General features: G+C 69.8%; 17 protein-coding genes. 12 read left to right on the top strand and 5 right to left on the bottom strand.

Going from position 1 to position 21,706, the window contains the following annotated elements:
• Genes ACIQTT_RS05930 through ACIQTT_RS05940 form a run of 3 tightly spaced genes read left to right on the top strand, consistent with a single transcriptional unit; the run spans position 1 to position 2,139 of the window.
• Complete coding sequence (locus tag ACIQTT_RS05930) at positions 1-372, top strand: YrdB family protein (protein WP_402787359.1); 372 nt, start codon at positions 1-3, stop codon at positions 370-372.
• Complete coding sequence (locus ACIQTT_RS05935) at positions 369-1,733, top strand: FAD-binding oxidoreductase (protein ID WP_402787362.1); 1,365 nt, start codon at positions 369-371, stop codon at positions 1,731-1,733. The genes ACIQTT_RS05930 and ACIQTT_RS05935 overlap by 4 nt, the downstream gene beginning before the upstream one ends.
• Positions 1,726-2,139 carry an NUDIX domain-containing protein gene (locus tag ACIQTT_RS05940; RefSeq protein ID WP_402787365.1) on the top strand — a complete coding sequence of 138 codons (414 nt, stop codon included), beginning with the start codon at positions 1,726-1,728 and terminating at the stop codon, positions 2,137-2,139. Before ACIQTT_RS05935 ends, ACIQTT_RS05940 begins: the two co-directional genes overlap by 8 nt.
• A 63-nt stretch (positions 2,140-2,202) precedes the next feature.
• Here ACIQTT_RS05940 and ACIQTT_RS05945 read toward each other — a convergent pair whose 3' ends face one another.
• The 4 genes from ACIQTT_RS05945 to ACIQTT_RS05960 all read right to left on the bottom strand — a co-directional run bounded on the left by ACIQTT_RS05945 (position 2,203) and on the right by ACIQTT_RS05960 (position 8,576).
• Positions 2,203-2,982: a glucosamine-6-phosphate deaminase gene (locus ACIQTT_RS05945; protein WP_402787368.1), complete on the bottom strand. Its 780-nt coding sequence runs from the start codon at positions 2,980-2,982 to the stop codon at positions 2,203-2,205.
• Positions 2,975-3,952, bottom strand: a complete 978-nt coding sequence (locus ACIQTT_RS05950) for an ROK family protein (protein ID WP_402791120.1) — start codon at positions 3,950-3,952, stop codon at positions 2,975-2,977. Before ACIQTT_RS05950 ends, ACIQTT_RS05945 begins: the two co-directional genes overlap by 8 nt.
• 23 nt (positions 3,953-3,975) lie before the next feature.
• The gene (locus ACIQTT_RS05955) at positions 3,976-5,163 is read right to left on the bottom strand and encodes an ROK family protein (RefSeq protein WP_402787371.1); all 1,188 of its coding nucleotides are present in this window, start codon (positions 5,161-5,163) and stop codon (positions 3,976-3,978) included.
• 74 nt (positions 5,164-5,237) lie between these two features.
• Positions 5,238-8,576, bottom strand: a complete 3,339-nt coding sequence (locus ACIQTT_RS05960) for a family 20 glycosylhydrolase (protein ID WP_402787374.1) — start codon at positions 8,574-8,576, stop codon at positions 5,238-5,240.
• Positions 8,577-8,601: 25 nt separating this feature from the next.
• Here ACIQTT_RS05960 and ACIQTT_RS05965 point away from each other — a divergent pair, with 25 nt between their 5' ends.
• Complete coding sequence (locus ACIQTT_RS05965; protein WP_402787377.1) at positions 8,602-9,006, top strand: RidA family protein; 405 nt, start codon at positions 8,602-8,604, stop codon at positions 9,004-9,006.
• Between the two features lie 90 nt (positions 9,007-9,096).
• Positions 9,097-10,563, top strand: coding sequence for a L,D-transpeptidase family protein (locus ACIQTT_RS05970; RefSeq protein WP_402787380.1), 1,467 nt, complete (start codon positions 9,097-9,099; stop codon positions 10,561-10,563).
• 88 nt (positions 10,564-10,651) lie between these two features.
• Here ACIQTT_RS05970 and ACIQTT_RS05975 read toward each other — a convergent pair whose 3' ends face one another.
• The gene (locus tag ACIQTT_RS05975; protein WP_402787383.1) at positions 10,652-12,871 is read right to left on the bottom strand and encodes an NADP-dependent isocitrate dehydrogenase; all 2,220 of its coding nucleotides are present in this window, start codon (positions 12,869-12,871) and stop codon (positions 10,652-10,654) included.
• 117 nt (positions 12,872-12,988) lie between these two features.
• Here ACIQTT_RS05975 and ACIQTT_RS05980 point away from each other — a divergent pair, with 117 nt between their 5' ends.
• The 7 genes from ACIQTT_RS05980 (at position 12,989) to ACIQTT_RS06010 (ending at position 21,680) form a co-directional block, all read left to right on the top strand.
• On the top strand, positions 12,989-13,447 hold the full coding sequence (locus ACIQTT_RS05980; protein ID WP_402787386.1) for a GNAT family N-acetyltransferase: 459 nt from the start codon (positions 12,989-12,991) through the stop codon (positions 13,445-13,447).
• A 201-nt stretch (positions 13,448-13,648) separates the two neighbouring features.
• The gene (locus ACIQTT_RS05985; protein WP_402787389.1) at positions 13,649-14,662 is read left to right on the top strand and encodes a LacI family DNA-binding transcriptional regulator; all 1,014 of its coding nucleotides are present in this window, start codon (positions 13,649-13,651) and stop codon (positions 14,660-14,662) included.
• 129 nt (positions 14,663-14,791) lie between these two features.
• Positions 14,792-16,099: an ABC transporter substrate-binding protein gene (locus ACIQTT_RS05990; RefSeq protein ID WP_402787392.1), complete on the top strand. Its 1,308-nt coding sequence runs from the start codon at positions 14,792-14,794 to the stop codon at positions 16,097-16,099.
• 58 nt (positions 16,100-16,157) lie between these two features.
• The gene (locus ACIQTT_RS05995) at positions 16,158-17,123 is read left to right on the top strand and encodes a carbohydrate ABC transporter permease (protein WP_247624718.1); all 966 of its coding nucleotides are present in this window, start codon (positions 16,158-16,160) and stop codon (positions 17,121-17,123) included.
• Positions 17,123-18,010, top strand: coding sequence for a carbohydrate ABC transporter permease (locus ACIQTT_RS06000; protein ID WP_247623124.1), 888 nt, complete (start codon positions 17,123-17,125; stop codon positions 18,008-18,010). The genes ACIQTT_RS05995 and ACIQTT_RS06000 overlap by 1 nt, the downstream gene beginning before the upstream one ends.
• The gene (yicI, locus tag ACIQTT_RS06005; RefSeq protein ID WP_402787395.1) at positions 18,010-20,244 is read left to right on the top strand and encodes an alpha-xylosidase; all 2,235 of its coding nucleotides are present in this window, start codon (positions 18,010-18,012) and stop codon (positions 20,242-20,244) included. The genes ACIQTT_RS06000 and yicI overlap by 1 nt, the downstream gene beginning before the upstream one ends.
• Entirely contained in the window at positions 20,241-21,680 is a 1,440-nt protein-coding gene (locus ACIQTT_RS06010) for a GH1 family beta-glucosidase (RefSeq protein WP_402787398.1), read from the top strand. The genes yicI and ACIQTT_RS06010 overlap by 4 nt, the downstream gene beginning before the upstream one ends.
• Positions 21,681-21,706: the final 26 nt, after the last annotated feature.

Consider the following 21,706-nt stretch of genomic DNA (forward strand, 5'->3'; position numbering starts at 1 on the left):
ATGCCCCAGGATCCCACCCCCGTACCCGGCGTCGAGCGCCCCGTCATCACGGTCATCGACGTCATCCGTGCCGTCGTGCTGGTGGTGGCCGTCGCCTCTCTCGCCCTGTGGGGTTTCGCGACCTGGGACCTCCCCTGGAACATCGTGGTCGGCATCGGCGCCCCGGTCGTCGTGATCCTCGTCTGGGCACTGTTCCTCTCACCTCGTCCCGTGCTGCGCGTGCACCCGTTCCTGCGCGCCGCGGTCGAGCTGCTCATCTACGTGGGCGTCACGATCGCCTGGTGGTCGATGGATCAGGCGCTGATCGGGTCGGCCTTCGCCCTCGTCGCGATCGTCACCGGTCTGATCAGCGGACGACGCGCACTCGGATGAGCGTCCTCGCGCAGCTGACGGCGGCCCTCGGCGATCTCGTCGATACTCGCGTCACTGCGCTCGAGGAGGCCAGGGCCGACCGCTCCGGGCACGCCGCCGAGGGGCGTCCGCTCGCCATCGTGCACGCCGAGACCGTCGCGCACGTGCAGGAGACGATGCGCATCGCGACCGCCACCCGTACCCCCGTCGTCGTGCGGGGTGCCGGCACCGGCCTCGCCGGAGCCGCGAACGCCGGAGACGGCGAGATCGTCCTCTCCACCGCCCGCATGACCGCGGTGCTCGAAGTGCGTCCCGACGACCTCCTCGCGGTGGTCGAACCCGGCATCCTGAACGCCGACCTCAACCGTCTCCTCGCCGAGCACGGCGTGTGGTGGGCGCCCGATCCCGCGAGCCGCGAGATCTCGACGGTCGGCGGCAACATCGCCACCGGCGCGGGCGGTCTGCTGTGCGCCAAGTACGGCGTGGTGCGCGATGCCGTACTGGGCATCGACCTGGTCCTGGCCGACGGTCGCCTGCTGCAGCTCGGACACCGCAGCGTCAAGGGCGTCACCGGCCTCGACCTGACCTCGCTCGTGATCGGCTCGGAGGGCACCCTCGGCGTGGTCGTCGGCGCGACGCTCAAGCTGCGCCGCCGCGTGGTCGGCACGGTCTGCACGATCGCCGCGACGTTCCCCGACGTCCGCAGCGCCGCGACCGCCTCCGCCGCCGTCACGGCCTCGGGCGCGCAGCCCGCGATCATGGAGCTGATGGACGCCGCGAGCCTCGCCGCCGTGCACGCCGTCCTCGACCTCCCCGCCCCCACGCCGGGTGCCGCGCAGCTCACGATCCAGACAGACGGGCCCGCCTCCGAGGAGGAGGCCGATGCGATCGCCGAGATCCTGCGTGCGAACGCCGGCACCGTCGCCGTGACGCACGACCCCGTCGAGGGCGAGCGCCTGCTGGCGATCCGCCGGTCGATGCACCAGGCGATGGCGTCGCTGGGCACCGCCCTCATCGAGGACGTCTCGGTGCCGCGCAGCGCGATGCCGGCGATGTTCGACGAGATCGCGCGCATCGAGCGGCAGTACGGACTCACGATCCCCACCGTCGCGCACGCGGGAGACGGCAACCTGCACCCGAACTTCCTCTTCGAGGGCGCCGAGACGCCCGCGCACGTGTGGCAGGCGGCCGACGACCTGTTCCGCGCGGCGATCGCCCTCGGGGGCACGCTGACCGGCGAGCACGGCATCGGCACCCTCAAGCGCCGCTGGCTCGCCGACGAGCTCGGCGACGACCAGTGGGAGCTGCAGCGGCAGATCGCGCAGGTGTTCGACCCACTCGGCATCCTCAACCCGGGAAAGGTGTTCGCGCCCGATGCCTGACATCCATGTGAGCGCGGCGATCATCGACGACGGCGCCGGACGCGTGCTCGTCGTGCGCAAGCGCGGCACCACGCGCTTCATGCAGCCCGGCGGCAAGCCCGAGCACGGCGAGACGCCTGCACAGACCCTGTTGCGCGAACTGCACGAGGAACTGGGACTCGTGCTCGACGAGAACGCGATCGAGCCCCTCGGGCGGTTCGTCTCAGCGGCGGCGAACGAACCCGGTCACCGCGTGGTCGCCGACGCGTTCCGCGCGACGATCGACCCGAGCGAGGCGAGCGTGCAGGCAGAACTCGAGGAGCTGCGCTGGATCACGCCCGACGACGTGCCCGGGCTCCCCCTCGCGCCCCTCAGCGTCGAGCACCTGCTCCCGCTGGCGTGGCCCGCTCTGGGCCGCCTGGGGTGAACACCCTTCGGCGCTGACGTCGCTTCGACACCGGTGAGGGCACGAAGGCCCGCCCGGCCGTGCTCAGATACCCTGCCAGGCCGGCTTGTTCGCGAACGTGTACCGGTAGTAATCGGCCTGGGCGAGACGCGACGCGGCCGCCTCGTCGACGACGACGGTCGCGTGCGGGTGCAGCTGGATCGCCGACCCCGGCAGCGACGCCGTGAGCGGACCCTCGACGGCGGCGGCCACGGCCTCGGCCTTGCCCTCGCCGAACGCGAGCAGCACGAGGTGGCGCGCCTTCAGGATCGTGCCGAGCCCCTGCGTGATGCAGTGCATCGGCACGTCGTCGATCGAGTCGAAGAAGCGCGCGTTGTCCTCGCGGGTCTGTGCCGTGAGCGTCTTCACCCGGGTCTGCGAGGCGAACGACGAGCCGGGTTCGTTGAAGCCGATGTGGCCGTCGGTTCCGATGCCGAGGATCTGCAGGTCGACGCCTCCCGCGGCGGCGATCGCGGCCTCGTAGTCGTCGCCGGCGTGCTGGATCGTCTCGCTCGCGCCGTTCGGCACGTGGATGCGGCGGGGGTCGAGGCCGAGCGGCTCGACGACCTCGCGCGTGATGACCGAGCGGTAGCTCTCGGGGTGCTGCGGGTCGATGCCCACGTACTCGTCGAGCGCGAAGCCGCGCACCTGCGAGAGATCGCGACCGGCGAGCTGCACGCGCAGCGCCTCGTACACGGGGAGCGGGGTCGACCCGGTGGCGAGACCCAGCACGGCGTCCGCGCGGGTGTCGAGAAGCTCGACGATCTCGGTGGCGACCAGGGAGCCGGCGGCTTCCTTGCTCTCGACGATGACGACCTCAGCCATGGAAGACGATCTCCTTCTCGGGGACGGCGGCGCCGACGAGCGCGGCGCCGAAGGCGGCAGCGGGTGACCCCGCGGGAAGCATCTCGATGCGCTCATCGAGGTGGAGCGATCGCATGAACGGCGACGTCTCGGCATCCGCCTGCAGAGCTGAGCGGATGCCGTCCTCCAGGCGCGGGCCGAGAGCGGTCAGACCGCCGCCGATGATGACGGTGTCAACGTCGGCGGAGAGCACGAGCACGCGCACGGCGGCCGCTCCCCCGTGGTGCAGGTCGGCGCGGAGGCGCAGCGCGTCGGCGTCGCCGGCGTCTGCCGCCTCGAGGATGTCCTTGACCGGGAGCGCTCCGGGCCTGCCCCAGGCCTTGGCGAGCGCACCGCCGCCGCAGAGCGTCTCGATGCAGCCGCGCTGCCCGCATCCGCACACGCGTCCGCGGGGGTCGACGGAGATGTGCCCCACCTCCCCGGCGGTGCCACGGGAACCGCGGTGGATGCGACCGTCGATCACGATACCGGCGGCGACGCCGGTGCCGAGGTTGAGGTAGGCCATGGATCCGGTCGCACCGCGCAGCACGGCGGCGCCGAGGGCTGCCGCCTTGACGTCGTTCTCGACGCGGAAGGGGATGCCGAGCTCGGCCTGGGCGCGGGCGGCGAGGTCGAGCGACTCGACGCCGAGGTTGACCGCGTGCAGCACGCGCCCGCTCTCGACGTCGACGAGACCAGGGATGCCGATGCCCACCGAGCCGATGTCGGTCATCGCGATCGCGTTCTCCGCGGCCAGCGCGCGCACGGCGAGCACGATGCTTTCGACCACGGCGGCATCTCCCCAGCCGGTGGGACGCCGCAGACGACCGATGATCTCGCCCGACGGCGAGACCGCGACGGCGTCGATCTTGGTACCGCCGACGTCGAGTCCGACGCGTACGGCGCGGCCGGCGGACTCGCCGGCGCCTCGACGAGTCGAGAGCTCCGGGATACCGGGGCTCGGGGTCGTGCGGGTCACGAGACTCCCAGCTGGCCCGAGAGCACCATCACCGCGGCTCCCCGGAGGACGATGTCGTCCTGCACGGTGAGGCGGATGAGGGCGTCCTCGAACACGCCTTCCAGCGTGCGGGCGTGCAGGGTCTCGACGGCCGCGTCGATGAGGATGCCGTCGAGCAGGTCGGCGGGGCCCGAGAGCACGACCTCCGAGAGGTCGAGGGCGGCGACGATCGGGGCGATGGCGATCGCCATGCGCGTGCCGGCGTCGCGGAGGATCTCGTCGCGGGCGGACGGGTCGGCGGCGACGGCTTCGCTGAGGCGCGTCTCGCTGAGCCAAGCCTCCAGGCATCCGTCCTTGCCGCAGGCGCAGCGCGGACCGCCGTCGGTGCCGACCGTGACGTGACCGATCTCGCCGGCGGCGAAGCGGCTGCCGAGCAGCGGCTGGCTGCCGGTGATGAGACCGGCGCCGACGCCGCGGCCGATCTTGATGAGCATGAAGTCGGCCTTCGCCTCGCCGAAGGTGTACTCGGCCAGCACGGCGGCGTTGGCGTCGTTGCGGGCGAGCACGGGCAGGTCGAGGTCGGCGCCGAGCTTGGCCTCGAGTGGGAAGCTCGTCCAGCCCAGGTTCGGCGAGCTCAGCACGATGCCGTCGGGGCGCACGACACCGGGGGTGCCGATACCCACGCCGAGGAGTGGGCGCGTGGAGGCGGCGACCAGCGACCGTGCGAGTTCCAGCGTGGCGGCGTAGGCCGCGTCGCCGTCGGCGGACTCGGGCCGGGGCACCTCGCGGCGTTCGAGCACGTCGCCGTCGAGGCTGAGCACGGCTCCGATGAACGCGTGCGGGCCCGAGAGGTCGAGCCCGATGATCTGGTGACCGACGCGGTCGATGTCGATGAGGATCGGCGGCTTACCGGGGCCGGCGGTCTCGCGCACGCCCATCTCGATGACGATGCCGTCGGCGATGAACTCGGCCACGAGGTCGGAGATCGTGACGCGGGTGAGACCCGTCTCGCGCGAGAGATCGGCGCGGCTCATCGCTCCCGCGTGGTAGAGCGTCTGCAGCACGAGGGCGCGGTTGTGGCCGCGCGCGTGCTCGGGGAGGACCTTGGACCGCGAGCGCAGGTGACGGCCGGGACCGAAGGCGTGCGTGTTCGCATCGACGTACTCCGACGACGATGCGGTGCGCTGTTCATCCGACACGGACATGTTTGTTAGTAGACCTTACGAACATAATTTACGCAACCCCGCTCGCCGAGCGAGTCCGCGAGGTTACCGAAACGTTACTTCTGTGTGACGACCTCGTCGGGGGCCGTTTCCGCCCGCTCCACGAGACGTGCCACGAGACCCTCGACGATCCGCTCGCGAGCCTCGATCGTCATCGGTTTACCGGGTACGCCGGGTCGTCGCTGCGCGGGCGAGGGCCCGTCAGGGGAACGGTACCGCACCCCGGCGGCCGCGAGGCGGCGCAGGTGCGTGGGGAGGCGACGCGCGAAGTCGTCGAACGGGCCGGGGTCCCCGCCCTCCCAGAGCCTCTCGGCGATCGCCGAGAGGCGCGGGAACATCGCGAAGTCCACACGATCGCGCGTGGGCAGGTGCTCGGTCCAGACGTTCGCCTGCCCGCCGACCGCGCCCTCCTCGATCCGCAGCGTGTAGCTGCGCTCGATGGTCAGCGGCGGCCCGACGCGGATCGGCTCCTCGGTCGAATCCGCCTGCGCGTAGTCGAGGTACACCTCGAGGTCGGGGCAGGCGATGACCGGGATGCCGCGGCGCACCGCTTCGCGCATCGCGACCGGCCCGCGCCAGGCGAGGATGCGCACCCCCTCGGGAACATCGCCCTCGAGCACCTCGTCCCAGGCGAGCGCAGTGCGACCGCGACGGCGCACATGGGCGGCGAAGTGCGCGGTGAACCAGGGCTGCACGTCGTGCGGGTCGGCGAGTCCGAGCTCGGCCATGCGCGCCTGCGCCGCTGGGCTCTCCGCCCACTCCGTGACCGGCACCTCGTCGCCGCCGATGCCGATCCACTCCGCGTCGAACACGTCGCACAGCGCATCGATGGCGGCCCGCCCGAAGGCGAGCGACGCCTCGGTCGGCGCGAGCGTGCGCGGGTTCACGCCGAAGCGCTCCCACGGTCCGGTGATCGGCTCCCCGACGTCGGTGTTCCCGAGTTCCGGGTAGGCGGCGAGCGCCGCCTGGATGTGACCGGGCAGCTCGACCTCCGGCACGAGCGTGACGAAGCGCTCGGCCGCGTACGCGACGAGTTCGCGCAGCTCGGCCTGCGTGTAGAAGCCCTCGTGCACGCCCGGCTCCACGGTCGCGAGCGGGCCGTGACCGCGCTGCGTGGCCTCGCGCCGCGCGCCGACCTCGGTGAGGCGGGGGAAGCCCGGCACCTCGAAGCGCCAGCCCTGGTCATCGGTGAGGTGCAGGTGGAGCACGTTCAGGTGGTGATCGGCGAGCAGGTCGATGAGGCGACGCACGTCCTCGGCGGGCCGGAAGTGCCGCGCGACATCGAGCATCGCCCCGCGCCAACCGTAGGCCGGAGCACTTTCCCAGACGCCCGCGGGGATCACGGCATCCGCCTCCGCCGCCGTATCGGGGTCGCGCAGCTGACGCAGCACGGTCGCGCCTCGGAAGACACCGGCCGGCGTCGCGCCGACGATCTCGATGCCCCCGGCGCCGACCGACAGGCGGAAGGCTTCGGCGCCGATGCGCCCCTCGGAATCAGCTTCCTCGGCGAGCGCGGAGTCGACGCGGAGTCGGATGGCGGAGACGTTCGCGCCCATTTCCTCCGCCCGCCCCCCGCCGCCGAGGCGCCGGATCGCGGCGACCAGGTCGGCGGATCCGACGATCGGGGTGCGCGGGGACCAGGCGAATCCCGCGGCGCTCGCGTCGATGCGTGCGGCGATCCGCGGAACGGTCGCGCGGTGGGCGGGCGGCGCCATGCGCAGCGCCCGACCGGGGGTGGCTCCCGTGACCGCACCGTCCGCGACGACCGGCACTCCCCCGACCAGCACCTCGACCACGCCCACGGGCGGCTCGAGAGGAGACTCGAACGTGGCACCCGCGGCGATCGTCCGCGCGTCGAAGAGGACGAGGTCGGCGGTCGCCCGCTCGCGGATCACGCCTCGGGGCGCATCGCCGCGGTCGAGGCCGAGGCGCTGCGCGGGTGTACCCGACAGATGCCGCACGCCCTCCTCGAGCGTGAGGATGCCGAGCTCGCGCACGTAGTGACCGAGATAGCGGGCGAAGGTGCCGCGTCCCCGCGGGTGAGGTCGCGCACCGATCAGGATGCCGTCGCTCCCCGCCGTGTGGCGCGGATGCCGCATGATCGCCTGCACGTTGGCCTCGTCGCCGATGTGCATGAGGATGCCCGTGGCCCCGGCATCCGCGATGATCGTGTCGAGCACCACGTCGACCGCGCGGCGACCGTCGGCCGTCGCGATCTCGGCGATGGTGCGGCCCACGAGGTCGGCCAACTCCGGGTTCGCAGTGCCCGAGATCTGGATCTGGCTCCAGTCCGCGCGCTCCCCGTGGAATCCGTCGCAGCCGATCTCCTCGAGTTCGACCCGCACGCGCTCGCGTCCGACGTCGTCGAGATCCGCGAGCGTCTTCAGCAGCGAGCCGGTCTCGGAGAGCCGGCTCGGCAGGAGCGCGGCGAGCGTCGTCGCCCCCGGCAGGTAGGGATACGTGTCGAGCGTCGCATCGACACCGTCGGCGATCGCCCGGTCGATGAGGTCGAGCAGTTCCGCCGAGCGCCCCCGGTTCGGCGCGAAGTTCATGGTGGCGTGCGTGAGGTGGATCGGGCACCCGGTGCGCCGTCCGATGTCGAGAGCCTCGCGGTACGCGTCGAGCGCGGATCCGCCGTAACTGCGCGTGTGCGGGGCCCAGTAGCCGCCGCGTTCGGCGACGACCCGGCACAGGGCCTCGAGCTCGTCGGTGTCGGCATACATCCCCGGCGTGTACGTGAGACCGCTCGACATGCCGAAGGCGCCCGCGTCGAGGCACTCGGCGAGCAGCGCGCACATCCGATCGATCTCGTCGGTCGTCGCCGGACGGTTCTCGTGGCCGACAACGATCATCCGCAGGTTGCCCTGCGGCACCAGCATCGCGGCGTTGGCGACGGATGCCCGATCGATCGCGTCGAGCAGGTCGGAGACGGTGCGCCACGGAGCGGTGCTCGGCCCGTTCCAGCCCGCGATCTGCGCCGCGATCACGGGAGCGGTCGCATCGTCGAGCGGTGCGTAGCCGAGCCCGTCCTGGCCGATGACCTCGGTCGTGACCCCCTGCAGGATCTTCGCGTCGTGCGCGGCGCCGGTGAGCACCGCGAGGTCGCTGTGGGCGTGCATGTCGATGAAGCCCGGTGCGAGCACGAGTCCGCGCGCGTCGACCTCGACCGTTCCCTCGGGGAGCACCGAAGACGGCGAGTCCGCGCCCTCCCGCACGACCGCCACCACACGCGCCCCCTCGACCGCCACGTCGGCGACGAAACGATCCGCACCCGTGCCGTCGACCACGGTCGCGCCGCGGTACACGCGCACCCGACCGTCCGCGGCCTTCTCGGCGCTGAGCACCAGGGCCTCGTCGGGGGCTCCGACCACGGCATCCGCAATTTGTTGAGGCATCTAACAAGGCTACTAGGCTGGCCTCATGACTGCGAAGACCCGTATCTCCACCGACGCCGCCCCCGCTCCCGCCCACACCTTCTCGCAGGGCGTGCGCAAGGGCCCCTTCGTCCAGGTCTCCGGCCAGGGCCCGGTCGACGCCGTGACCAACGAGTACCTCTACCCGGGTGACGTCGCGGCGCAGACGACCCGCACCCTCGAGAACGTCAAGGCGATCGTCGAGGCCTCCGGCGCGACGTTCGACGACGTCGTGATGCTGCGCGTGTACCTCACCAAGCGCGAGGACTTCCCGATCATGAACGACGCCTACGGAGCGTTCGTCACCGCGCACACCACGAGCGGCGTGCTGCCCTCGCGCACCACCGTCTTCACGGGCCTGCCCCGCGAGGAGATGCTGGTCGAGATCGACGGCATCGCCATCGTCGAGTGATTCTCACGGGGAGGCCACGGGCGACCGTTGCCTCCCCGTTATACGCTCTCCGGTACTCTTGTCAAAGACGGCACGTTTGATATCCGGGGGGTGAAGTTCGTGACGGATGTGATCTCGACTCACGAAGCTGCAACAGAAGCGCTCGACGGAGCGCCCGCCGCAGCGGAGTCCGAGCCGCCCACGGGCGAGCAGCCCCTCGCCTGGGCCCCCAACGAACCGGCCCCCAAGAAGCGCCGCCTGGGCCTCTGGATCGGCCTCGGTCTCGGCGTCGTCGCCCTCGGCGCCGGCGCGGCCTCGATGATCCTCATCGCTCCCGGCACCACGGTCGCCGGCATCAACGTCGGGTGGATGACGCCCGGAGCGGCGAATGATGCGATCGAGTCGCACCTCGCCGACACGCAGATCACACTCACCGGAGCCGGAGACGGCACCGTCCTCAGCGGCAGCGACCTGGGTATCGCCCTCGACGGCGAAGCCCTCAGCAACCAGGCCTTCGCCGAGCGTCCGATGTGGAACCTCGGTGCCTGGATGGGCGAGCCGATCGCGGGAGACATCACGCTCGACACCGCGACGGCCACCAGCGCCCTGCGCGCCGCCGTGCCCTCCAGCTTCGTCGACCCCACCGATGCGGGCGTCACCTTCGACGCCGCCAGCGGAACGTACGTCACGACGCCCGCCGAAGCGGGCACCGCGATCGATGTCGACGCCCTCACGGCCGCGATCATCGACACCGTCGCCGCCGGGGGCTCGAACGTCGATTTCTCGGGCGACCCGACCGAGGCCGCGGCCGCCGTCACCGACGACGACGCCGCGACCACCGCCGCCTCGCTGAACACGCTGCTCGGCACCGCAGGGTTCTACGTGGGCGAGGAGCGCACCGTGCCGCTCACGCCCGACGTCGTCGCCTCGTGGCTCACGGTCACCGACGAGGGCGGCCAGCTGGCGGTTGCAGCCGACGCCGCCGAGATCCAGAAGACGGTCGACCTGCTGCCCGGGATCGTCGACCGCGCGCCCGTGAACGCGAGCAACATCGTCGACTCGGCAGGCAACGTGCTCCGCTCCGAGACCGAGGGAGTCACCGGTCGCACGATCGGCGAGACGACCGGCATCGCCGACGACGTCGCCGCCAAGATCGAAGCGGGCGACGGAGTGTTCCCGCTCGCCGTCTCCGAGGTGCCTTTCGAGTCGGTGAACCTCTACCGCCACATCGACATCAACCTCAGCACGCAGCGCGCCACACTCTACGAGAACGACCAGGTCGTCAACAGTTGGCTGGTGTCGACGGGTCTTCCCGGCACCCCCACCCCGACCGGCGAGTTCAAGGTCTTCGCGCACACCCGCATGCAGGACATGGGCTGCTACGAGGGCGCCCCGTACTGCACCGAGGACGTGCCGTGGATCACCTGGTTCACGACCAACATCGGGTTCCACGGCACCTACTGGCACAACAACTACGGCAACCGGATGAGCCACGGCTGCGTCAACCTGCCGATCGACCTCGCGAAGTACGTCTACGACTGGTCGCCGGTCGGCCTCGAGGTCTCGGTCCACAACTGACCTGCTCGGTCCAGGACTGATCCCCGGCTCTTCCGGGAACGACGAAGGGGCGGATGCCGAAGCATCCGCCCCTTCGTCGTGTCTGCGATCAGTTCAGCGCGTCGATGATCCCGTTCAGGGTGGCCGACGGACGCATGACCGCCGCGACGAGCGCGTCGTCGGGGCGGTAGTACCCGGCGATCTCGACGGGCGAGCCCTGCACCGCGTTGAGCTCGGCGACGATGGTCTGCTCGTTCTCCGTGAGTGCTGCGGCGACCGGTGCGAACGCGGCCGCGAGCTCGGCATCCTTCGTCTGCTTCGCCAGCTCCTGCGCCCAGTACAGCCCCAGGTAGAAGTGGCTGCCGCGGTTGTCGATCGTGCCGAGCGCGCGGCCCGGCGAGCGGTCCTCCTCGAGGAAGGTGCCGGTCGCGGCGTCGAGGGTCTCGGCGAGCACGCGGGCTTTCTCGTTGCCCGTGCGGTCGGCGAAGTGCTCGAGCGAGGCCGCCAGCGCGAAGAACTCGCCGAGCGAGTCCCAACGCAGGTAGTTCTGCTCGACGAGCTGCTGCACGTGCTTGGGCGCGGAGCCACCGGCACCGGTCTCGAACAGGCCACCGCCCGCGAGCAGGGGCACGATCGAGAGCATCTTGGCGCTCGTGCCGACCTCGAGGATCGGGAACAGGTCGGTGAGGTAGTCGCGCAGCACGTTGCCCGTCACCGAGATGGTGTCGAGTCCGTGACGCATGCGCGCGAGCGTGTAGCGCGTGGCCTCCTCGGGGGCGAGGATCGTCAGCGTCAGGCCGTGCGTGTCGAGCAGCGCGAGACCCTGGTGCACCTTGGCGATGATCTGGGCGTCGTGCGAGCGGTTCGCGTCGAGCCAGAAGACCGCGGGGTCACCGGTCGCGCGGGCGCGGGTGACCGCGAGCTTGACCCAGTCCATGACCGCGATGTGCTTGGTCTGCGTCGCGCGCCAGATGTCTCCGGCCTCGACCTCGTGCTCGATGAGCGCGTTGCCCTCGCCGTCGAGGATCTGCACGACACCGGCCGCGGCGATCTCGAAGGTCTTGTCGTGGCTGCCGTACTCCTCGGCCGCCTGCGCCATGAGGCCGACGTTCGGCACGGTGCCGATCGTGGCGGGGTCGAGCGGACCGTTCGCGATCACGTCGTCGATGACGGCCTGGTACACGCCGGCGTACGACGAGTCGGGGATGACCGCGATCGTGTCGTCCTCGCCGCCGTCCTGACCCCACAGCTTGCCGCCGTTGCGCACGAGGGCGGGCATCGACGCGTCGACGATCACGTCGCTCGGAACGTGCAGGTTCGTGATCCCCTTGTCGGAGTTCACGTACGACAGGCGCGGGCCCTCGGCGATGGCCTTCTCGAACGCCGCGGTGATCGCGGCTCCGTCGGCGATACCGGCGAGACCCGCGAGGATCGAGCCGAGGCCGTCGTTCGGACGCAGACCCGCCTCGGCGAGCTGTGTGCCGTACGTCGCGAACACGTCGGCGAAGAAGGCCTTCACGACGTGACCGAAGATGATCGGGTCGCTGACCTTCATCATCGTGGCCTTGAGGTGCACCGAGTAGAGCACGTTCTCGGACTTCGCCTGCTCGAGCGTCTCGGCGAGGAACGCGTCGAGCGCGGTCGCCGAGAGGAAGGTCGCGTCGATGATCTCGCGCGGCAGGACCTTGAGGCCCTCCTTGAGGACGGTGACGGTGCCGTCGGCGGCCGTGTGGCGGATGCTCAGCACGTCGTCGGATGCCGCGACCCAGGACTTCTCGTTGGACTTGAAGTCGTCGTGACCCATCGTCGCGACGCGGGTCTTCGAGCCCTCGGCGAAGGCCTTGTTGCGGTGCGGGTGCTTCTTCGCGTAGTTCTTCACCGCGAGGGGCGCACGGCGGTCGCTGTTGCCCTCGCGCAGCACCGGGTTCACGGCGGAGCCCTTGATGCGGTCGTAGCGCGCGCGCACGTCCTTCTCGTCGAGCGAGGTGGGGTCGTCGGGGAAGTCCGGGATGTCGTATCCGGCCTTCTGCAGCTCGGCGATCGCTGCCTTGAGCTGCGGGATGGATGCCGAGATGTTCGGCAGCTTGATGATGTTCGCCTCGGGCAGCGTGGCGAGGCCACCGAGCTCGGCGAGCGCGTCGCCGACCTGCTGCTCGGGCGTGAGCTTCTGCGGGAAGGCCGCGAGGATGCGACCGGCGAGCGAGATGTCCCTGGTCTCGACCTCGATGCCCGCCTGACCGGTGTAGGCCGTGATGATCGGCAGGAGGGAGGCGGTGGCGAGCGCCGGTGCCTCGTCGGTGTAGGTGTAGATGATGGCGTCGTCAGTCACCGGATGATCTCCGTTCACAAGGGCGATTTGTCTCGATACCAAGATACCCGCAACGCTGTGGGAGAAATCTCGACCCGATCGAGTGTGCGCGTGCGCGCGAGGGGTTAGCCTGGGGTCATGTCCGAACTGCGCATGGTCGAACTCTCCGCTGCGACGATCGTCGCCGTGAACAACATGTCGCTCAAGCCCGGGCAGGAGCAGTTCCTCGCTCCGGTCTCCTACGGGATCGCGGCGACCGTCATCAACCCGGCCACGTCGTGGCAGCGGGTCGTCCTCGACGGCGATGCCGTCGTGGGCTTCGTGAGCGCCAACTTCGATCCCGAGGCCCCGGAGGATCACTTCCGCTCGGTGCTGTGGCGCATCAACGTCGACGCCGATGACCAGGGTCGTGGCGTCGGCCGGTTCGCGGTCGAGAAACTGATCGACGAGGCCCGCTCACGCGGCCTCGACCATGTCGACGTGATCTACGAGGCCGGCGACGACGGCCCCGAGGCGTTCTTCCTGCGGGTGGGCTTCACGCCCGTCGGCGAGACGGAGTACGCCGAGGTCATCGCCTCGATCCGCATAACGTCCTGAAGCCGGCGGCGGGGTCTCGAATCCCCTCCCCCATCGAGACCCCGTCGCCTTCGGCCGGGGCGTCGAGCGACCGTGCCCACGTGCGTGTCGATCCGCGTGACAGAAATATGTTGCGCTGAACCACAAACCGTGTCTATCATCGCTGAAGAAGCCTGAGCGAAGCGCTTCGACAATCTCATCCAGAGCGACGATGGAGTCACGATGACGACGATCCACGAGGTGGCCGCGGCCGCCGGTGTCTCGATCAGCACCGTGTCGTACGCGCTCAGCGGCAAGCGTCCCGTGTCGGAGAAGACGCGCCGCCGCATCGAGGACGCCGCTCAGACGCTCGGGTACCAGCCGGACGCCGGCGCCCGGATGCTCGCGGGCCGCCGCACCCACATCTTCGCGCTCACCGAGCCGCTGCGCGCCGACACGCACGCCCCCACGCACATGGCGTTCGTGCTCGCCACCGCGGTCGCCGCCCGTCGCCGCGGCTACGACATCCTCCTCCTCACCGACGAGCAGACCTCCGACGGCATGAACCGCGTCGCCGCATCGAACCTCGTCGATGCGATCCTCGTGCTCGACGTGGCGCCCGACGACGAGCGCGTCGACATCGCCCGCTCGGTGCGCACGCCGACGATCTTCATCGGCCTCCCCGACGATCAGCGCGACCTCACCTGCGTCGACCTCGATTTCGAGGCCGCCGGCCACCTCGCGATCGACCGCCTCGCCGATGCCGGGCACACCGCGGTGCATCTCCTCGGCCAGACCGAGGTGTCGTACCGGAAGTCGAACTTCCCCCGGCGCCTCCTCCGCGGGGTCGAGGAGCGGGCCACCGACCGCGGCATCGTCCTGAGCTGGACGGCGACCGGCGATTCGACCACCGACCCCGCTCTCGTGCGGCGATCGGCGGAAACGGCTCTCGACGACGGCATCCGCGCGTTCGTCGTGCACGCCGTCGGCGACGTGCACGACGTGCTCCTCGACGTACTGCGCGAGCGCGGCCTCGCGCTCGGCGACGACGTCTCGGTCATCTCGGCCGCGGCCTCGTTCGACACCTCCGTACTCGCGGCACCGATCGACACCATCCCGCTGGTGCCGCAGCAGTCGTGCGAGCTCGCGGTCGACATCGCCGTGCGCCACCTCGACGAGACGAACGTCCCGCCCGAGATCCACCTCATCGCGCCCGAGTACCGCGGCGCGGGTTCCGTCCGCCCACCCCGGGACTGACCTCCCCCTAGACCTCCTCCCTGTATCGCCAAGATCGAAACGCTTCGACGATCACGCGATCGCCACAACTGAACACCCCACCGATGCAGTGTTCGGCCCTCCGGGGCCACCGAGAAAGGAGTGCCGACGATGGCACGCACGACACGCAGGACGAAGACGCTCACCGCCCTGGCAGCCCTCACCGCGACCGGTATCGCGCTGAGCGGCTGCACCGCCGGAGCGTCAGATGACGGCGGAGACAGCCAGACCCTCAAGCTCTGGCACTACGAGGGCGCCGACAGCGCCATGGGCAAGGCCTGGGACGAAGCGATCAAGATCTTCGAAGAGGAGACCGGTGCAACGGTCGAGTTCGAGGAGAAGTCGTTCGAGCAGATCCAGAAGACCGCGAGCCAGGTGCTCGACACCGACGCCGCCCCCGACCTCATGGAGTTCAACAAGGGCAACGCGACGGCGGGCTTCCTGGCCTCGACCGGCCTCATCTCCGACATCTCCGACGCCGTCGAGGAGTACGGCTGGGACGAGAAGCTCGCCCCGTCGCTGCAGACCACGGCCAAGTACTCCGAAGACGGCGTGATGGGCGGCGACACATGGTTCGGCGTGCCGAACTACGGCGAGTTCGTCGGCGTCTACTACAACCAGGACGCCTTCGCCGCGGCCGGGCTCGAGATCCCCACCACGTACGAGGAGTTCGTCGACGTGCTCGACGCCTTCGTCGCGCAGGGCGTCACGCCGCTGGCCGAGGCCGGCGCCGAGTACCCGCTCGGACAGCTCTGGTACCAGCTCGCCCTGCTCGAGGGCGATCGCAGCTTCGTCGACGCGTACCAGCTCTACGACGGAGAGGTCGACTGGCAGGGTCCGGAGATCACCTCCGCGACCGAGACCCTGAAGGAGTACGTCGACAAGGGCTACATCGCCTCCGATGTGTCCTCCGTCAAGGCCGAGGACGCCGGTGTCTCGTTCATCAACGGCACCTCGCCGATCTTCGTGTCGGGTTCATGGTGGTTCGGCCGCTTCGTCGCCGAGGCCACCGGCTTCGAGTGGACGATGAACGCCTTCCCGGGCGCCGACCTCTCGCTCGGCTCCTCGGGCAACCTCTGGGTCGTTCCCGAGAACGCCGCCAACAAGGAGCTCGCGTACGAGTTCATCGACATCACCATGCGCCCCGAGATCCAGGCGATCATCGGCAACAACGGCGGTCTCCCCGTCGCCGCCGACACCGCCGACATCACCGACGAGAAGAGCGCCGCGCTCATCGAGACGTTCAACGGCGTGCTCGACGCCGACGGCCTGTCGTTCTACCCGGACTGGCCCGCACCCGGCTTCTACGACGTGATCGTGCAGGAGCTGCAGGGTCTGGTCACCGGCGTGCAGGATGCCGAGACCACGAACGCGAACCTCGGCGAGCAGTACGACGAGGGCACCGCCGAATTCCGTTGATCCGCCCGCGGGGGCGGCGTCCGACCGGCGCCGCCCCCGCACCCTCCTGGAGATGAACATGTCACTCGCCACCCGCGAGGGCCGCCGCACAAAGCTGCCGCCCGAAGAACCGTCGATCCCGCAGCGCAGCGGTGGGACCGGGGCCTACTGGATGTACCTGCTCCCCGGCTTCGTGCTGCTGCTCGTGGTCGTCATCGTCCCGCTGATCTGGAACGTGTACCTCACCTTCACGAAGTGGAAGGGCGTGCGCACGCCCGAGTTCATCGGGCTCGAGAACTGGCAGAAGATCCTCACCGACAGCGACTTCTGGACCTCCTTCACCAACTCGGTGTGGATGATCCTCGCGATGGTCGTCGTGCCCACGATCATCGGCCTCATGGTCGCCGCCCTCCTGTTCGACGTCGTCGGACGCAAGTTCGGCGGCAAGGTCGGCAGCTTCCTGCGGGCCACCTACTACCTCCCCCAGATCCTTCCGATCGCCGTCGCCGGCATCGTGATCGGCTGGATCGTGCGCCCCGGCGGCGACGGCGCGCTCAACCAGATCCTCGCCTGGTTCGGCATCCCCGCCTACGACTGGCTCGGACAGATGCCCTCCGCGCTCATCGTGCTGATGGTCGTGATGGTCTGGGTGCAGCTCGGCTACCCCGTCGTGGTGTTCATGGCCGCGCTGCAGCGCGTGGACCCCGAGCTCTACGAGGCCGCGGAGCTCGACGGTGCGAACTGGTTCCAGCGCTTCTCGGCGATCACGATGAGCATCATCCGCCCCGAGATCTTCGTCGTCACCCTCACGTGCACCATCGCCGCGCTCAAGGTCTTCGGACCGGTGTACATCATCACGCGCGGCGGACCGGCGGGGTCGACCCTCGTCCCGGCGTACTACGCCTACCAGGAGTTCTTCACGAAGCGGAACGTCGGCTACGGCGCGACGATCGCGACCGTGCTCACGATCGTCGTGGTCATCGTGTCGATCATCTTCATCCGCGTCCAGAACTCGCTCGAGCGCAAGGAAAGGGCGGGTCTGTGATGCACGCCACCACCGCCATCGTCACCGGCAAGAAGGCCGCGAGCCGCCCGCGCGGCGGCATGACCAAGAAGCGTCCCGTCGACTGGCTCCTGCTGGCCCTCGTCATCGTCGGCGCTCTGCTCGTGATCGCACCGTTCTACCTGGTGCTCGTGAACTCCTTCAAGTCGCCGCTCGACTATGCGACCTCCGGCCCCCTCGCGTTCCCCGAGACCCTCGACTTCGGCGGGATCATCAAGTTCTGGGAGCGCGTGAACTTCCCCGAGAAGGTGTGGAACTCGATCTTCATCGCCGGGATCGTCTCGGTGCTCGCGGTCGTCATCTCGATGCTCAACGCCTTCGCGATCGGGATCGGACGCGTGCGCGGACGCTCCTGGATCGTGCTGCTCTTCCTGCTCGCGAACCTGCTGCCGCAGGAGGCGCTGCTGTACCCGCTGTACTACATGTTCAAATCGGTCGGACTGTACGACAACGTCTGGTCGGTCATCATCGTGTTCACGGTGATCCAGGCCGCGTTCGGCACGTACCTGCTGTCGTCGGTGTACGGCACCTTCCCCAAGGAGATCCTCGAGGCCGCCTCGCTCGACGGCGCGACCCGCTGGCAGATCCTGTGGCGCGTCGTCTTCCCGATCAGCCGCCCGACGCTGTCGGTGCTGCTCATCTTCTTCTTCATCTGGACGTGGAACGAGTTCCTCATCCCGCTGACCTTCCTCGCGTCGAACGCGAACCAGACCGTCCCGGTCGCGATCAGCGTGCTGCAGGGCGACCGGCTCATGGACGTCACCACCACGAGCGCCTCGGCCCTGCTGGGCATCATCCCGACGCTCATCTTCTTCCTCATCTTCCAGCGCACCCTCACCCGGGGCATCACGGCAGGAGCAGTCAAGTAATGAAGTTCACCGACGGGTTCTGGCAGCTGCGCCCCGGCGTCACCGCGCTGTACGCGCAGGAGGCGTACGACATCGCCGAGACCACCGACACCCCCGACGGCGCCGGCCTCGTCATCACGGCCCCCACGATGGTGATCTCCAAGCGCGGCGACACCCTCAACCGCCCCGTGCTCACGACCACCCTCTCCTCCCCCGCCGAGGGCGTGATCCGGGTGCGGATCGCCCACCACACCGGCCGACGGTGGCACGGCGGGTTCTCCCTCCCCGGAGCGGGTGGGGCCGTGGCATCCGTGTCGGTGTCGGATGCCGGCGGCGTCCTCGACGCCGGCTCCCTCGTGGCGACGGTCACCCCGGGCGCACCGTGGGATCTGTCGTTCGCGGTCGACGGCCGCCGGGTCACCGGCAGCGGCCACAAGGCCCAGGGCTACGTCCAGCTCGCCGAGGGCGCGCAGGTCGACCCGGGGATCGTGAGCAACGCGCGTCAGGGCGGCGGGATGCCGACGGCATCCGCCTTCGTGCACGAACAGCTCGACCTCGGCGTCGGTGAGCAGATCTACGGACTCGGCGAGCGCTTCGGTCCGCTGGTCAAGAACGGTCAGACGGTCGACGTGTGGAACGCCGACGGCGGCACCTCGAGCGAGCAGGCGTACAAGAACGTGCCGTTCCACCTGTCGAGCAGGGGCTACGGCGTGCTCGTCAACGACCCCGGTCACGTGTCGTACGAGATCGGCTCGGAGGCCGTCGAGCGCGTGCAGTTCTCGGTGTCGGGCGAGCAGCTGGAGTACTTCGTCATCGCCGGGCCCACTCCCAAGGATGTGCTCGGGCGCTACACCGCGCTCACCGGACGCCCGCCCGTGGTGCCGGCCTGGTCGTACGGCCTGTGGCTGTCGACGAGCTTCACGACCGATTACGACGAGCAGACCGTCACCGCGTTCCTCGACGAGATGGCCGCCCGCGAGCTGCCCGTGTCGGTCTTCCACTTCGACTGCTTCTGGATGCGCGAGTTCAACTGGTGCGACTTCGAGTGGGACCCGCGGGTGTTCCCCGACCCCGAGGGCATGCTCGGCCGCCTGCACGACAAGGACCTGCGCGTCTGCGTGTGGATCAACCCCTACATCGCCCAGCGCTCCCCGCTGTTCCGTGAGGCGGCCGACCAGGGCTTCCTGGTCGAGCGCGCCGACGGGTCGGTGTGGCAGTGGGACCTCTGGCAGGCGGGCATGGGTCTCGTCGACTTCACGAACCCCGCCGCGACGGCCTGGTACCAGTCGAAGCTGCGCGCCCTCGTGGCGCAGGGCGTCGACTGCTTCAAGACCGACTTCGGCGAGCGGATCCCGACCGACGTGGTCTGGGCAGACGGTGCCGACCCCGAGCGCATGCACAACCTCTACACCGACCTCTACAACCGCGCCGTGTACGACGTGCTCACCGAGGCGCGCGGCGAGGGGGACGCCGTGCTCTTCGCCCGATCGGCGACCGCGGGCGGGCAGAGCATGCCCGTGCACTGGGGCGGCGACTCGACGTCGACCTACACCTCGATGGCCGAGACCCTGCGCGGCGGCCTGTCGCTCGCCCTCTCAGGCTTCGCGTTCTGGAGCCACGACATCGGTGGATTCGAGGGGATGCCGGATGCCGGGGTCTTCAAGCGCTGGACCGCGTTCGGGCTGCTCGGCTCGCACTCGCGCTTCCACGGTTCGAGCTCGTACCGAGTGCCGTGGGCGTTCGACGACGAGGCCGTGGACGTCACGCGCCAGTTCACGCACCTCAAGATGCGCCTCATGCCCTACCTCTACCAGCAGGGTCTGGAGGCGGCCTCGACGGGTGTGCCGCTGATGCGGCCGATGGTGCTCGAGTTCCCCGATGATCCGGCGACGGCATACCTCGATCGGCAGTACATGCTCGGCTCCGACCTTCTCGTGGCCCCGGTGTTCACCGAGGAGGGCGAGGTCGAGTTCTACCTGCCCGCGGGCGAGTGGACCTCGCTGCTGACCGGCGAGACCGTGACCGGCGGCGGTTGGCGGCGTGAGACGCACTGCTTCGACTCGCTGCCGCTGTACGTGCGCCCCGGCACCGTTCTCCCCTGGGGTGCCCGGGTCGACCGGCCGGATTACGACTACCATGACGGATTGCAGCTGCGCGTCTTCGCGGGCGGCACCGGCACCGCGGCCGTCACCGTCACGAATCCCGACGGTCGCACCGAGACCTACACGGCCGACCTCGAGGAGATCACCGCATGACCACGCTGCTCACGCCCCGCGACGACTACCGGGGCTCGGGACTCGTCTTCCCCGCGGACTTCACGTTCGGGTCGGCGACCGCGTCGTACCAGATCGAGGGCGCCGCGGCCGAGGACGGGCGCACCCCCTCGATCTGGGACACGTTCAGCAAGACCCTCGGCAAGGTGTGGAACGGCGACACGGGAGACGTGGCCTGCGACCACTACCACCGCACCGAGGAGGACCTCGACCTGATGGCCGACCTCGGGCTGCAGGCCTACCGGTTCTCGATCGCGTGGCCCCGCATCGTCCCCACGGCGTCCGGTGAGGTCAACAAAGCCGGCGTCGACTTCTACTCTCGTCTCGTCGACGGGCTGCTCGCCCGCGGCATCCGTCCCGTCGCCACGCTCTACCACTGGGACCTGCCGCAGTACCTCGAGGATGCCGGCGGCTGGACCGCCCGCGCCACGACCGACGCCTTCGAGCGGTACGCCGAGATCATGGGCTCGGCGCTCGGCGACCGCGTGCACACGTGGACCACGCTCAACGAGCCGTGGTGCTCGGCCTACCTCGGCTACGGTCAGGGCGGGCATGCACCGGGGCGCCACGAACCGGCATCCGCCCTGTCGGCCGTGCACCACCTCAACCTCGCGCACGGACGCGCGGTGCAGGCGCTGCGGGCGACCTCGACGGGCGACCCGGACTACTCGGTCACGCTGAACTTCCACGTGCTGCGCGGTCAGGGCGATGGCGCGGCCGAAGCGACGCGGCGCATCGACGCCCTCGCGAACCGCGCGTTCACCGGTCCGATGCTGCGCGGCGAGTACCCCGCCGATCTGCTCGACGACACCTCCTCCGTCACCGACTGGTCATTCGTGCAGGAGGGTGACCTCGCGGCCATCCACCAGCCGATCGATGTGCTCGGCGTCAACTACTACTCGACCGCGACCGTCCGGCTCTGGGACGGCGTCTCGCCGAAGCAGCAGAACGACGGCCACAAGGGCACCGAAGGCGGCACGGCCTGGCCCGGGAGCGATCAGCTCGTCGAGTTCGTCGAGCAGCCCGGTCCGTACACGGCGATGGGCTGGAACATCGCGCCCGAGGGACTCGAAGAGCTGCTGGTCTCGCTGTCCGAGCAGTTCCCGGAGCAGGCGCTCATGGTCACCGAGAACGGCGCCGCGTTCGACGACGAGATCGCGGCCGACGGCACCGTGCCCGACCCCGAGCGCACCGACTACCTGCGCCGGCACTTCACCGCTGCGCACCGGGCCATCGAACGCGGCGTCGACCTGCGCGGATACTTCTTGTGGTCGCTGCTCGACAACTTCGAGTGGGGCTACGGCTACGCCAAGCGGTTCGGCATCGTGCGCGTCGACTTCGACACGCTCGAGAGGACGGTGAAGGACTCCGGGCACTGGTACCGCGAGCTGGTGCGCAGTCGCACGATCGCTCCCTGACCGGGTGAGGTGAGGCGCCGCGGATT

Origin of the sequence: Microbacterium sp. NPDC090225, assembly GCF_044772365.1 — a bacterium.
In the GTDB taxonomy this organism is placed as follows: Bacteria; Actinomycetota; Actinomycetes; order Actinomycetales; family Microbacteriaceae; genus Microbacterium.